Origin of the sequence: Yoonia sp. GPGPB17, from assembly GCF_037892195.1 — a bacterium.
In the GTDB taxonomy this organism is placed as follows: Bacteria; Pseudomonadota; Alphaproteobacteria; order Rhodobacterales; family Rhodobacteraceae; genus Yoonia.
Window position 1 is genome coordinate 3,658,049 of record NZ_JATACI010000002.1, and the last position, 13,403, is coordinate 3,671,451.

The 13,403-nt window shown below is 57.6% G+C and carries 13 protein-coding genes; 5 read left to right on the plus strand and 8 right to left on the minus strand.

Annotation, left to right across the window (positions count from 1 at the left end; translation table 11 throughout):
• The first annotated feature begins 27 nt into the window (after positions 1–27).
• A complete protein-coding gene (locus QTO30_RS19305; protein ID WP_340425657.1) occupies positions 28–831 on the plus strand; it encodes an EcsC family protein in 804 nt (267 codons plus the stop codon).
• On the opposite strand, the gene ptsP is transcribed toward QTO30_RS19305, so the two are convergent.
• The 5 genes from ptsP to QTO30_RS19330 all read right to left on the minus strand — a co-directional run bounded on the left by ptsP (position 822) and on the right by QTO30_RS19330 (position 6,022).
• A complete protein-coding gene (gene ptsP, locus QTO30_RS19310; protein ID WP_340425658.1) occupies positions 822–3,065 on the minus strand; it encodes a phosphoenolpyruvate--protein phosphotransferase in 2,244 nt (747 codons plus the stop codon). The genes QTO30_RS19305 and ptsP overlap by 10 nt on opposite strands.
• A 36-nt stretch (positions 3,066–3,101) precedes the next feature.
• The gene (locus tag QTO30_RS19315; protein WP_340425659.1) at positions 3,102–4,340 is read right to left on the minus strand and encodes an aspartate kinase; all 1,239 of its coding nucleotides are present in this window, start codon (positions 4,338–4,340) and stop codon (positions 3,102–3,104) included.
• A 70-nt stretch (positions 4,341–4,410) separates the two neighbouring features.
• Positions 4,411–5,061: an SDR family NAD(P)-dependent oxidoreductase gene (locus tag QTO30_RS19320; RefSeq protein ID WP_340425660.1), complete on the minus strand. Its 651-nt coding sequence runs from the start codon at positions 5,059–5,061 to the stop codon at positions 4,411–4,413.
• A gap of 20 nt (positions 5,062–5,081) precedes the next feature.
• The gene (locus QTO30_RS19325; protein WP_340425661.1) at positions 5,082–5,486 is read right to left on the minus strand and encodes a DUF1178 family protein; all 405 of its coding nucleotides are present in this window, start codon (positions 5,484–5,486) and stop codon (positions 5,082–5,084) included.
• 62 nt (positions 5,487–5,548) lie between these two features.
• On the minus strand, positions 5,549–6,022 hold the full coding sequence (locus QTO30_RS19330) for an NUDIX hydrolase (protein ID WP_340425980.1): 474 nt from the start codon (positions 6,020–6,022) through the stop codon (positions 5,549–5,551).
• A gap of 34 nt (positions 6,023–6,056) precedes the next feature.
• On the opposite strand from QTO30_RS19330, the gene QTO30_RS19335 reads away from it, so the two are divergent.
• From QTO30_RS19335 to modC, 4 genes are read left to right on the plus strand one after another with little or no spacing between them, the layout of a single operon-like run.
• Positions 6,057–7,214 (plus strand): acetoin utilization protein AcuC, encoded by a 1,158-nt coding sequence (locus tag QTO30_RS19335; protein WP_340425662.1) that lies wholly within the window; start codon positions 6,057–6,059, stop codon positions 7,212–7,214.
• Between the two features lie 38 nt (positions 7,215–7,252).
• A complete protein-coding gene (modA, locus tag QTO30_RS19340; protein WP_340425663.1) occupies positions 7,253–7,996 on the plus strand; it encodes a molybdate ABC transporter substrate-binding protein in 744 nt (247 codons plus the stop codon).
• Positions 7,993–8,691: a molybdate ABC transporter permease subunit gene (gene modB / locus QTO30_RS19345; RefSeq protein WP_340425664.1), complete on the plus strand. Its 699-nt coding sequence runs from the start codon at positions 7,993–7,995 to the stop codon at positions 8,689–8,691. The genes modA and modB overlap by 4 nt, the downstream gene beginning before the upstream one ends.
• Positions 8,688–9,749, plus strand: a complete 1,062-nt coding sequence (gene modC / locus QTO30_RS19350) for a molybdenum ABC transporter ATP-binding protein (RefSeq protein WP_340425665.1) — start codon at positions 8,688–8,690, stop codon at positions 9,747–9,749. The genes modB and modC overlap by 4 nt, the downstream gene beginning before the upstream one ends.
• On the opposite strand, the gene QTO30_RS19355 is transcribed toward modC, so the two are convergent.
• From QTO30_RS19355 to neuC, 3 genes are read right to left on the minus strand one after another with little or no spacing between them, the layout of a single operon-like run.
• Positions 9,746–11,038, minus strand: coding sequence for a 3-deoxy-D-manno-octulosonic acid transferase (locus QTO30_RS19355; protein ID WP_340425666.1), 1,293 nt, complete (start codon positions 11,036–11,038; stop codon positions 9,746–9,748). The two genes, modC and QTO30_RS19355, sit on opposite strands and share 4 nt — an antisense overlap.
• Complete coding sequence (locus tag QTO30_RS19360; protein WP_340425667.1) at positions 11,028–12,287, minus strand: 3-deoxy-D-manno-octulosonic acid transferase; 1,260 nt, start codon at positions 12,285–12,287, stop codon at positions 11,028–11,030. Before QTO30_RS19360 ends, QTO30_RS19355 begins: the two co-directional genes overlap by 11 nt.
• Before the next feature lie 42 nt (positions 12,288–12,329).
• On the minus strand, positions 12,330–13,397 hold the full coding sequence (gene neuC / locus QTO30_RS19365) for a UDP-N-acetylglucosamine 2-epimerase (RefSeq protein ID WP_340425668.1): 1,068 nt from the start codon (positions 13,395–13,397) through the stop codon (positions 12,330–12,332).
• Between the last annotated feature and the right edge of the window lie 6 nt (positions 13,398–13,403).

A 13,403-nucleotide genomic window follows, 5' to 3' on the forward strand; every position in this document is an offset into this window, starting at 1 on the left:
CAGCATGTGTACCCCATCTGGAGGGGCATGGATGACCAAAACACCACGATGAAAGAGATCAACCCGGCCGACCCGCCCAGGCCACTGACCGAGGCCGCTAAAGCTGAGATCGCCGAACTTGCAGCGCGCCAACGCAAAGCGAATGGTGTTCTGATGTCTGCGATCAACTTTGTGGGCGGCCAAGTGGAGGATGGGCTGAAACTGTTACCTGCCTCAGCCCGCGACCAGATTGATGATCTGGCGCGCGTGGCCTTGCGTCAGAGCTTTGATGTCGCCAGCAAATCGCGCACGGGGCGCGGCGAAACAATTGGATCAGATCGCATTCACAAGATTTTGGGCACGCTATCAGGCGCAATTGGAGGTGTGGGCGGCTTGCCGACTGCATTGGCCGAGTTGCCCGTTGCAACCACAGTTATCTTCCGCGCGGTGCATCACGTCGCTGTCGAATATGGTGAAGACCCGCACGCTGAAGAGACCAAGATGGAATGTCTTGCGGTTTTTGGCGCAGGCGGCCCTAGCACGGACGACGATGGCGTAGATACGGCCTTCATCGGTGCGCGGCTCAGCATTTCTGGCGCAGCAGTGAACGGGTTGATCAGTAAGGTGGCGCCACGCTTTGCAGCCGTCCTTTCGCAGAAGCTTGCGACGCAAGCTGTGCCGATTTTGGGTGCAGCTGCCGGTGCGGGAACAAACTATGCCTTTGTGAACTATTATGTTTCCATGGCGCATGTGCACTTTGGTTTGCGCAAACTGGCGCGAACCTATGGTGATGCGGCCGTCACTGATCACTTTCATGCCGTCTTGGCAGCAGGCAAACTGCCTCAGACCTGATAGACCAGCCAGTCTGCAACCGCGCGGCGCACCGATTGATTGCCATCGGCAATTGCGTCATCCATTACCTTGCGCACTTCGTTCAGATCGACACGCCGCAACAAGTGTTTGACAGGCCCGACTGAGGCAGGGCGCATCGAGAGCGTGCGCACACCAAGGGCCGCCAGACAAAGCGCTTCGACAGGGCGACCGGCATCTTCGCCGCAAAACGACAGCGGTGTCCCGGATGTTTCGCAGCGCTTGATCACATGACTAAGGAATGACAGAAAGCTGCAGTCCAGTGTGTCGTAGCGCTTGCGCACACGCTCATTTTCGCGATCTGCGGCAAAGAAAAACTGCTTCAGGTCGTTGCCGCCAACCGAGACAAAGTCGACTTCTTCAAAGAAAGCGTCCGGGGCATAGGCCAGCGATGGAGTCTCCAGCATCGCGCCGACCTCCAAACTTACTGGCAATGCATGCCCCAGTTTAGTTTCGCGTGCGATGGCTTTGTCCATTTCCGCGCGCGCGGCGCGGAACTCGCTGATTTGAGTAATGAAGGGGAACATCACCGCCAAAGGCTGCCCATTGGCGGCACGCAGCAGCGCCTGAAGCTGCATGCGCAGCACGCCGGGTTTGTCGAGACCAACACGGATCGCGCGCCAGCCCATCGCCGGGTTAGGCTCATCGTTGGGCTTCATATAGGTCAGCACCTTGTCTGACCCGATATCAAGGGTACGGAAAGCCACGCGTTTGCCCCCAGCGGCGTTCAGGACGCGCGAATAGAGCGCGGAAAGCTCTGCGCGGCGGGGCATCTGGTTGCGGATCAGGAACTGCAACTCGGTACGAAAGAGGCCCACGCCCTCGGCACCGGAGCCTTCCAGCGAAGGCAGATCTGCAATCAGCCCCGCGTTCATCTGCAATGAAATCACCTCACCGCATTTGGTTTCCGCTGGCAGATCGCGGATTGAGGCATAGCGTTCCTGCGCGCGTGTCTGCATCTCGATCTTGTCACGGAATGCGGCATGGACGGTTTCATCGGGGCGCAAATGCGCGATCCCCTGTTCGCCGTCGACAAGGATCGGGTCACCATTCAAGGCTTCGCGTGTCACGCCTTTGGCGTTGATAATCAACGGGATCGCCCAGGCACGTGCAACAATTGTCGCGTGACTGCCGACCGAACCCTCTTCCAATACGATGCCCTTGATCTTCTTGCCGTATTCCAGCAACTCACCTGGTCCGATATTGCGTGCAACAAGGATCGGGTTGTCAGGCATATCAGCGCGGGCATCGGCGCCTTGGCCCGTCAAAAGACGCAGCAGCTTATTGGACAAATCATCAAGATCGTGCAAACGCTCGCGCAAATAGGCGTCAGTCGCTCTGGACATACGCGCGCGCGCCAATGACTGTTCCTTTTCAACCGCGGCCTCAGCGGACAATCCGTTTTGCACGTCTTCCTGCATGCGCCTTAGCCAACTGCTTGAGTTGGCAAACATCCGATAGGCTTCAAGCACCTGTTTTTGGTCGTTGTCTGCCGTATTGGCACCAACCAGCATATCATCGACCCCTGCGCGCAACTGTTCGATTGCCTCATGCAGGCGGGCACTTTCGGTTTCCGGGTCATCCGATATTGGGTTTGTGATGACCACACGGGGTTCATGCAGATAGACCAACCCTTCGGTCGCGCCTTCTTGCGCAATCGAGCCGCGCAGCAACACCGGTTGTTGATGGCGGGCTGAAAGGGCCGCACCTTCGCCAACAAACGCGCCAAGTTCTGTCATTTCGGCGATCACCATCGCCACGATTTCCAGCGCATAAACCTCATCGGTGGTGTATTCGCGGGCATCTTTGGATTGCACAACCAAAACACCCAACACCTCGCCCAGCCGTTGAATCGGGACACCACAAAAAGACGAAAACCGTTCTTCGCCGGTTTCCGGCATGTAGCGGAACCCCTTTGATGCAGGGGCATCGGCGGTATTTACAACACTGCGGGTTTTGGCGGTGCGTCCAACCAGACCTTCTCCCAGCCGCATGCGGGTTTGGTGAACGGCCTCGGCCTGCAGGCCCTTGGTTGCGCATAACTCAAGCGTCTCGGCATCGCGGAAAAGATAGATTGAACACACTTCCGTGCCCATCGAGTCTGCAATCAGATCGACGACGGCATCCAGCCGGGCCTGACCTTCGTTGTCGGCGGCAAGTGCCTCGCGCAGGCGCCCGAGTAACTTGCGACTTTCGGTTTCAAGCCGATGTGGCATAGATCTCCCGCCCCCACAGGTGACCAAGTCTAAAGGTCAGCCTGCTTTTTCCAATTCAAAGGCATCATGCAGGGCCTGAACCGCAAGTTCCATGTATTTTCTATCAATGAGTACCGAAATTTTTATCTCTGAGGTTGTAATGACCTTAATGTTTACACCTTCAGCAGATAGCACACGGAACATCGTGGCCGCGACGCCCGTGTGGCTGCGCATCCCGATACCGACAACGCTGACCTTGGCAACGCCTTCGTCGGCGACGAGATCATGGTAATTGATCTCGCCGCTATCCTTGGCGGCCTGCATCGCCTTTTCCGCGCGTTTCACCTGATCGGTCGGGCAAGAGAACGTCATGTCTGTCCGCCCTTCTTCCGAGATATTCTGCACAATCATATCGACGTTCACGCCCGCATCAGAGAGCGGGCCAAAGATCGCCGCTGCAATCCCGGGGCGGTCAGCGACCGAGATCAGGGTCATTTTCGCTTCGTCACGGGAATAGGCCACGCTTACCACAACATTGGATTCCATGATTTCCTCCTCATCGCAGACCAGCGTTCCGGCGCTGTCAGATGGTTCTTCGAATGATGACAGCACCCGCAGGCGCACCTTGTAACGCATGGCCAATTCGACCGAACGGGTTTGCAGGACTTTGGCACCGAGTGACGCAAGTTCCAGCATTTCCTCAAACGCAATCTTATCGAGCTTGCGGGCCTTATTTGCGATGCGTGGGTCGGTTGTATAGACGCCATCCACATCGGTGTAGATATCGCAACGCTCTGCCCCGAAAGCTGCGGCAAAGGCAACCGCAGTGGTATCGGAGCCGCCGCGTCCCAGTGTTGTAATCCGGCCTTCGGGGCTGAGACCCTGGAAGCCCGCAACAACCGCGACCTTCATACCCTCGCCGAACTTAGCGTTGATATTTTCGGTCGGGATGTCCTCAATCCGGGCGCTGGAATGGGTCGACGTGGTCATGACCGGCACCTGCCAGCCTTGCCAACTGCGCGCCGGGATATCCATCTCCTGTAACCGCAGTGCCATCAGCCCGGCGGTGACGTTTTCACCGGACGAAACGATCGCATCATATTCACGCGCATCGTAAAACTGCGATGTGTCATTGACCCAGCCGACCAATTCGTTGGTTTTGCCCGACATGGCCGAGACAATCACAATCACGTCGTAGCCATTTGCAACCTCAACGGCGACACGTTTGGCGGCGCGGGCAATCCGGTCAAGGTTGGCTACGGATGTACCGCCGAACTTCATCACGAGCGTTGGCATGGGCTGTCTTTCAAAAACGTCACTTTGATCAGCGCTTGCTTTAATGCCCGTTGCCACGAAGGGCAATCGGTTAGTACGCGTGCGCCTGACCGTCCCATGTTTCAAAACAACCTGTCGTCGCCAGATCAAGGGCGGCGAAGCGGTCCATCAAGCCCGTCGCACTCTGATCCACGCTGATCTCAGCGCTTTGCGTCCCCATATCGGTCTTGACCCAGCCCGGATGATAGATGCCCACGGCAATGCCGTGCGGTTTGAGGTCAGTGGCGAGATTGCGCCCAAGGTTCAGTGCAGCGGCTTTGCTGGCGCGGTAGATATAGCTGCCACCGGGTGCCCGGGTATGGGATGCCATTTGCGATGAGATAATCGCGATCTTGCCTGCCTCGCTAAGTTGCAGATTCGACAACAAATGTTGAATGCTGAGGAACACTCCCGTCACGTTGGTCGCAAACCCCTGCGCCCACATTCCGGCCGGGTATCCATCGGCCAGGGATCTGTATTTGTCGGGGTAGATGCCCGCATTGCAGATCAGCAGATCGACGGGCGTTTCGTTCAAACCCTTTGCAAAGGCGGCCTGCGATGCGGGATCCGTAACCTCTAGCTGGCGCAGCACTCCGGTATCTGCTGCGCGGTGTGTCCCGATAACACTCTTGCCTTGCTGGCTGTAGTTATCGAACAATGCCCGGCCGATCCCGCGATTGGCCCCCGTGATCACGATAGTCATTTGCGTTCCCTGGTCTAAAGTCAGTTGGCTTTCTTACGTGGCATAAAGGGCAGGGGGACGACAGGGATGCCGTCATCAACCAGTTTTTTGGCCTCTTTGAGGTTCGCCTCGCCATAAATGGGTCGTTCGGGCACGGTGCCCTCATGCATATCGCGTGCTTCCTTGGCAAAGCCATTACCAACATAGTCGGAGTTTGCTTCGACTTTGTCGCGCAGTTCCGCAATCGCCTTTTCGGCAGGTTTGGGTGCTGTGATTTCCGAAGATGTGCTGACAGCGGGCGCCATGATTGACTTGCTAATCTGGGTCGAACCACACAACGTACAACTGACCATGCCTGCCGCAACAAGCTTGTCAAAAGCATCGCCAGACTGGAACCAACTTTCGAATTCGTGGTTCTGGTCGCATTTGAGGTGGAAACGGATCATATGTGCCTGTCTGTTAAGCTTGTAAGATAAATAGGCCTTTTGCCCGACGCTGCAAGCAATTGCTAGCGCAGGATTTTATGTGGTTTGAACGCTGCAACGATGCGCTTCAACTCGGGTTCTGACAGTTTCTTGGCCGCTTTGTCGGGTGACATCCACTTGCGCCGCCGCTCCTTTTTCTCGGGCCATTTGCTGTGCACATGGGTGACGCGGACCGGGTAGACCATCGTGATGATTGGCGCGTTTCCGACCTTCTGAGGTTTGTGATAGCTATAGACGCCAAGGCAGAAGTCCACCGCTTCCCCACTTAAGTAAGCCTCTTCATAAGCTTCCGTCGCGGCCGCATTCGCCGGGGTTTGCTTATGCATCGGCCAGCCTTTGGGAATGATCCAGCGTTGCCGGGTCCGGCTGGTGATCAGGCATACCTGCAGCTTGTCATTCTTCACACGCCAGCATAGTGCGGCAAACTGTGCGCGTACATCTGTCTTGCGTCCGGTGCGCAGTTTCAAAGGAAGCTGTTTTGCGACTGATTTCGCCATGTTCTCCGCCGCAAAAAGCATTACATCCGTATCCATGGCAGACGATAGGCAGGCATCTGATCCACAGGCAACCCCGCAACCGCGATTTATCGGGTCTGAGATTTATCGGCACTCAAGTTATGGCGCATGGCATCCGCTGCGGGTGCCACGCGTATCTACCGTGATGGACCTTGCGCGCAGTTTGGGCTGGTTGCCGAAAGAACAGTTCATCACCAGTCCACGCGCCAAACCCTCTGCGCTGACGGGTTATCACACGCCAGCATATCTTACCGCGCTGCAAGCCGCAGAAGCCGCGCAGCAGGTCGCAGAGGATGTGCGCGCGCGGCACGGTCTGGGCACCCCGTCCAATCCGGTTTTCAAAGAGATGTATCGCCGTCCGGCCACGTCTGCTGGCGCGTCGCTTCTGGCGGGTGAATTGCTCAAACGGGGCGGGGTCATTTATTCGCCTGCGGGGGGCACCCATCATGGGTTGCCCGACCGTGCAAACGGGTTCTGCTATCTCAATGATCCGGTTCTGGGGATCCAGTCCTTGCGCAGAAATGGTGCGCAACGGATTGCTTATGTGGATATCGACGCCCATCATCCGGATGGGGTAGAGCATGCTTTTCGCGATGACCCAGACACCCTGCAGATATCGGTGCACGAGGAAAACCGCTGGCCCCGGACCGGCAAGATTGGTGATCGGGGCAAGGGGCAGGTCTTTAACCTACCCGTTGCTGCAAGTTTGAATGACACCGAAATGACCTTGATCCTGAATGAGCTGATCTTGCCGTTGATCACAGATTTCCGCCCGGATGCCATTGTTCTGCAATGCGGGGCCGATGCCGTGACCGAAGACCCGCAATCCCGGCTGACTTTGTCAAACAACGTACATTGGGCAGTCGTCGCAGCGCTCAAACCACTTGCACCCCGCTATCTGGTGTTGGGCGGTGGTGGCTACAATCCCTGGTCCGTCGGCAGACTTTGGACAGGTGTCTGGGCGACACTCAATGATCTTGAAGTGCCTGAGGTGCTGCCAGCAGCCGCACAGGATGTGCTGGGCGCGCTCACTTGGACCGGTCCGTTTCGTCAATATCACCCAGAGCCTCATTGGATCGCTACCCTGCGCGACACCCCGCGTCCCGGGGCAATCGGCGACAGCCTACGCGCCAACGTCGCGCAATTGGCGGCCCGCCGCGCGCCTTGGCGCTGACCCTTGCAAGGCTTTGAAAACGCGCTGATAGTCGCGTCATGACTTTGCGCGCGCTTCTTTTGGGTCTTATCTGCACACTGGCCGCGCCAGTGGCGCGGGCAGAGGTTTTGATCTTTGCGGCGGCCAGTCTGAAAGAGCCACTCGATCAGATTGCGGCCCGGTTTGACAACGTTGTGGTCTCTTATGGTGGGAGTGGTACGCTGGCGCGTCAGGTCACGCTTGGTGCACCTGCGGATATTATCCTGCTGGCCAATACCGCTTGGATGGACGTGCTGGTTGAAGGTGGGCATGTGCAACCCAAGACTGCTGCAGACTTCGCCAGCAATCGGCTTGTTTTGGTTGGGCCGCAGGGGGCGGCTCCCATTGCATTGACGTCAGATGCTTTGGGTGCAGCGCTTGGTGAGGGGCGGTTGGCGGTCGGGCTGACAGAGGCGGTGCCAGCAGGTATTTATACAAAGGCGGCCCTTCAGCATCTGGGGCTTTGGGCGACCGCCAAAAACAAATTGGCCGAGGTCGACAACGTGCGTGCTGCCTTGGCACTTGTGGCGCGCGGTCAGACACCATTGGGGGTTGTTTACCAGACCGATACAGGGATCAGCGATGCGGTCACAACAGTTGCGGTGTTTCCCGGCGAAAGCCACCCGCCAATCCGATACACCGGGGCTTTGACCGATGGAGCGGATGATGCAGCGAAGGCAGTTTTGGCGTATCTGGTAAGCGGCGAGGGACAGAGTTTTCTTGCGGCGTCGGGTTTCCTGCCGCCACTGGGCAATGCACAATGATAGAGGCGTTGGGACCGGCAGAATGGACCGCAATTCTGCTGTCATTGCGGGTTGCTTGCGTGGCGACTTTAGCTGCTCTGCCAATTGCTGTTTGGATCGCCTATGTGCTTGCCCGCAAGACGTTCCCCGGGCGCCAATTGCTGAACGGGTTGGTGCATTTGCCATTGGTGATGCCGCCGGTCGTGACAGGCTATCTGCTCCTTGTTCTTTTCGGACAGCAAGGGCCGCTTGGTGGTTTTCTTTATCAGACCTTCGGGATTACGTTTGCCTTCCGTTGGACCGGTGCGGCACTGGCTGCAGCCATCATGGCATTCCCTTTGATGGTGCGGGCGATCCGGTTGGGGTTCGAGGCGGTTGACCCAGGTCTGGAGGACGCCGCTGCCACATTGGGTGCCTCACGCTGGCGGATATGGCGTACGGTGACGTTGCCCTTGGTGGTGCCGGGCGTTCTGGCTGGTGCGATCTTGGGTTTTGCCAAGGCGCTGGGCGAGTTCGGCGCAACGATTACCTTTGTGGCGGCAATTCCGGGCCAGACACAGACCATCCCCACCGCAATCTATGGCCTGCTACAAGTCCCTGGCAGTGAACCCGCAATAGTGGGTCTTGTCATCGTCTCGGTGATCCTTGCGATGGGCGCGCTGTTGATGTCGGAATGGCTTGCACGCCGCATGTCCAAAAGGCTGGGCGGCAAATGATCAAAGTTGATATCAAGAAACGGCTGGGTGATTTTCAGCTCGATGTGCAGTTTGAGGCGCCACGGGGTGTGACGGCTATCTTTGGGCGGTCTGGGTCTGGCAAGACATCTTTGGTGAACGCGGTTGCGGGTCTTTTACGCCCGGATGCCGGACGTATTGCGGTTGGCGATGCCGTGCTTTTTGATCCAGAGACAAGGACTGACCTTCCACCGCAGAAGCGTCGCATTGGCTATGTTTTTCAGGATGCGCGCCTGTTTCCGCACATGACCGTCATGCGCAACCTTGGCTACGGTGGCAGCCATGACGCAGAGCGTGTGATCGATGTGCTTGGGCTGGCACAGCTTCTGGACCGCATGCCAGCAAAGCTTTCTGGTGGCGAACGTCAGCGGGTGGCCCTTGGCCGCGCGCTGATGTGCAATCCCCAGCTTTTGTTGATGGACGAGCCATTGGCCGCCCTAGATGCGCCACGCAAGGCTGAGATTTTACCCTTCATTGAGCGGTTGCGCGATGAGGTGCAGGTTCCAATGATTTATGTCAGCCATGATGTGTCCGAAGTGGCGCGCTTGGCGACGACATTGGTTGTGATCGAAGGTGGGCGGGTGAGCACATCTGGCCCCGTGGGCGAGGTTCTGTCGCAGCCTCAGGCGGTACCACTTCTTGGCGTGCGTGCGGCAGGGGCGGTGATCACAACAAAGGTCGCGGGGCGTTTGCTGGATGACGGGCTGACCGAATTGGCGTTCTCGGGTGGGCGGTTGATGTTGCCGGGAATCTTGGGTGTTTTGGGCCAGACCATCCGCATCCGCATTCCTGCACAGGATGTGATCCTTGCCAACGACGCCCCCACAGGCGTCAGCGCGCTGAACGTCCTGCCGGTCACGATCACCAAGATTGAATATGGACGTGGTCCCGGCGTAGCAGTGGGTTTGCAGGCTGGGGACGATCATCTGCTCGCGCGGGTCACACGTCGCAGCGCGCAACGCATGGAACTGGCGGTTGGCAAGCAGATCTATGCGATCATCAAAGCCACGGCTGTTGGACCAGAGGATATCGGAGGTTAGCCTTTGAGCGCCTTTGGAATGGCGGCGCATGTGCGCGACACACCACCAGCGTGATCTTGGTAGAAGGCCGTGATCTGGGCGTCGGTGACAGGGGTGGGTGCATTCACTTCAGCCAGCAAAGCAGCTTCGTCCGGCACCATTTCACAAACGCCAGCGGCTATCGCCTCTGTTGCCGGGTATTCGATGGTCCAGATATGCGGGCCGACAATGACGGGTTTTTTCAACGCCAATGGTTCGATCACGTTGTGTGCGCCTTTGGTCACAAACCCACCGCCCACAATCGCACGATCGCAAAGTCCCAGGTAGAAATACATCTCGCCCATACTGTCGCCCAAAAGCACGTCAATCTGCGGTGTTGGAGGGATCAAAGACAGGTTTTCATCCAGTATCTTGGTGCGGCGCGCATATTTCAATCCAGCGGCGTCAAGCATCTCCGCCACTTCGTCAAACCGCTCCGGGGCGCGTGGTACGTAGGTGAAGAAAATGTCCTTGGTTTGGCGGATCATCTGGATGTAAAGCGTATCTTCGCCCTCAACCACGCTGGTCAGCGTAAAGCTGGGCCTGCCTTGGGTTAGCGCCTCACGGCAAGCCGCGGCCGCCTCAAGATGATGCTCTGGAATGGGTTGATCAAAGCGTAACTCGCCTGTGACATGGATGTTTGGCATCCCAACGGCAGCGAACCGCGCACTTTGCCCATCCGATTTCACAAATCCGCCAGCAAACCCCGTGACAAGTTTTGCGCGCAGACCCAGGCCGTTTTGATCCTTCTCAAAGCTTTTGGCCGGATACTGTGCGTTGCACATGAACAATGGCGTGCCGTTCTTGCGACATGCCATGATCATACGCGGCCAAACCTCGATCTCCATCACAAGCCCGTATCTCGGGGCGAAATGACTGAGGAAACGGCGATAGGCAAAGCCGTACTCCAAAGGAACCCAGATCGTTTGCACGGTGCCAGCAGCAATCTCTGCAGCAAACTCGCGTTCGGCCTCGCGCCTGCCAGCAGGTGTGAAATGCGTGGTCAGGACTGTTTCACCCTGCGCCAGCAGTGCGCGGACCAACGGCGTAGCTGAGCGCATCTCGCCCAGCGAGACGGCGTGAATCCATACCGGACGCTGCAATGATTTGCTGTAGCGCCCGAACCGTTCTGACAGATGTTGCGCATAAAGCGGATCTTTACGACCGCGGCGGCGCAGATATAGCAGGATCACCGGCAACAGCAGCCACATTAGGATGTTGTAGAAAAACAAGGCGACGCGCAGTTTGAGCCCAGGAAAACTATCTGCCATTCGATGCCTCTAAAACCTGCAAAAGACGTTGTGCCAGGGTGTCGACCTGCGCACTGGCCGTTGTGAGGACGCGGGCTGCATTTTCGATTGTCGCCTCGCGGTTCGGCGATGTGAGTGCGGCAACGATATCGTCAGCGGTCTGGATAGGTATCGCCGCGGAAGCATCGGTGAGGCGCGCATAGTCGGTAGCGAAATTCGCAGTCCGTGGTCCATGCATGATGGCGCAATTCAAGGCGGCAGCCTCCCAGGGGTTGTGCCCTTCAATGTCACTGAAGGTGCCGCCAATTAACGCGGCGCGGACAAGCCGGTAAACCAGCCCCATTTCACCGAAGGTATCGAATACCCAAACAGGATCAGTCTGCCTAGGCATTTCACCGGCGCTACGCCTGGGGCCAGAAACACCCAACGGGTGGTCAGGAAATCGTGGAGCAATGATCAAAAGGGCATCTGGATCAGTCTGGCGCAGTTGATCGTGTGCCGCGCGGGCGATCGCTATATCCTCGGTATGTGCCGGGGCGACTGTCCAGACAAACCGTTCCGCCAGATGTTGGCGGACAGTCTCCAGCATATCCCGATCGATTTGTAGCTCAGGTGCAGCGGGTTTGAGCGACCCACCGACTTCGGCATTTGATCCCAAAGCACTCAGATGATCGGCAGTGGCCTGATCCTGAGCGGTTATAATCGTCATCGCGCCATAGATGTCGCGATAAAGCGAAGCCGCCCTTTGGTGTGAGCGAAACGATCTGGCGTTCATGCGCGCCCCCACCATGCACTGCGGTATGCCACGGGCTGCCAAATCACTGACCATGCCGGGCCACAGATCCTGTTCGACCCAGATGCACAGGTCGGGTGCAAAGTGGTCAAGAAACCGTTTGCGATAGGCCGGTGCGTCCAACGGCAGGAACTGGTGGATCGTGCGAGCAGGGGCGTTCTTGGCAAAGACAGTTGCAGAAGCCGACGTACTTGATGTGACCAAGAAGGACAGATCAGGGCGAGCCACCCTTAGCCGTTCGATCAATCCGCGTAAGGACAACACTTCGCCCAACCCCACGGCATGCAACCAGATCAGTGGACCGCTTGGCCGGGGCGCCAAGTCGAGCCCCAGTTTCTCGCGCCAACGCTTGGCATGCTCTTTGCCGCGCTTTTGGCGCCGTGTGAGGATGGGTTTGGCGACAAGCGGTATCAGGTGGGTGGCTGCCAAATAGCTGCGCAAAGCGAGTCCGCGTCGCATGTCAGCCGGGGAAGTCATGAAAGGTCTTTTGCAGGGAAATCTCCCAGAACGCAGGGTCATTCAAAATTGCGACAAACCGCTCTGACGCGCTGCCGCCGCCAAAGGCGTCATGACGCGGATATGGCTTGCCCCACTGTGTTTTGAGGAACTGCGCAATCTTATCGGTATCGGCGGCGTCTGCGAAAAAACTGATGGCGATTTGGCGCGATTGGTCTGGCGCGTGCCAATATCCAGCGAGGGCAGACCAAGAAAGGGCGCCTCGCGTACACCCGCCGATGAGTTGCCAATCATGGCTTTCGCATTTTTCATCAGTTCTGAGAAATGGGCGAACCGCATCGAAGGGAGCGCGCGAAATCTCTCCTGAGGCATCTGCGCGATCGCATCGAAAATAGCCGCTGATCCGGGGTCGTTATTCGGTGCGATGACAACGAAGTTGCGGCCTGACTGCGCCAACGCACCAAACAACGCATCGGCTTGCGTACCCATCGTATCCGCTTCTGATGTAACGGGATGAAAGACGCAGATGCCATAGTCCTCTGCCTTAAGCAGATCATAGCGGGCCTGCACTTGTGCAAAGGTCACGCCTGAAGGGCTAGCATGAAAGTCCAACTCGGGCGAGCCGATGGTGTGGATGTTCGCTGCGGGCTCACCCAGGGCCATGACACGGCGGGCGGCATCGTCAGAGGATACAAAATGCTGGCTGGCCAGTTTGCTGTTACAATGGCGGTAAATCTCATCAATGGTGCCGGAGACCTCTCCGCCCTCGATATGGGCACAGCGGATATAGTTGGTGGCGCAGACAAGCGCGCAAGCCAATGCTTCGACCCTGTCACCATGGATAACAACCAGGTCGGGGGCGAATTCCTTTACGAAGTCAGAAAAACCCGTGACCGTCTTGGCCAGAACCATGTCCTGTGGATCACCAATGCGCTGATTGAGAAACTCATGTACCTGCACACCCGGGGTGCGATGGACCTCCAGCTTGGTCAGGCCGTAGCGTTCCAGCATATGCATTCCGGTGGTGAAAAACGACACTTCGAAGCTGGCGTTGCGCGTTGCTATCGCCAAAGGTTCCAACTTGCCAAAGTCGGCCCGGGTACCTGTGACAAAGAGAACTGAGCGCGGCATCTAGGT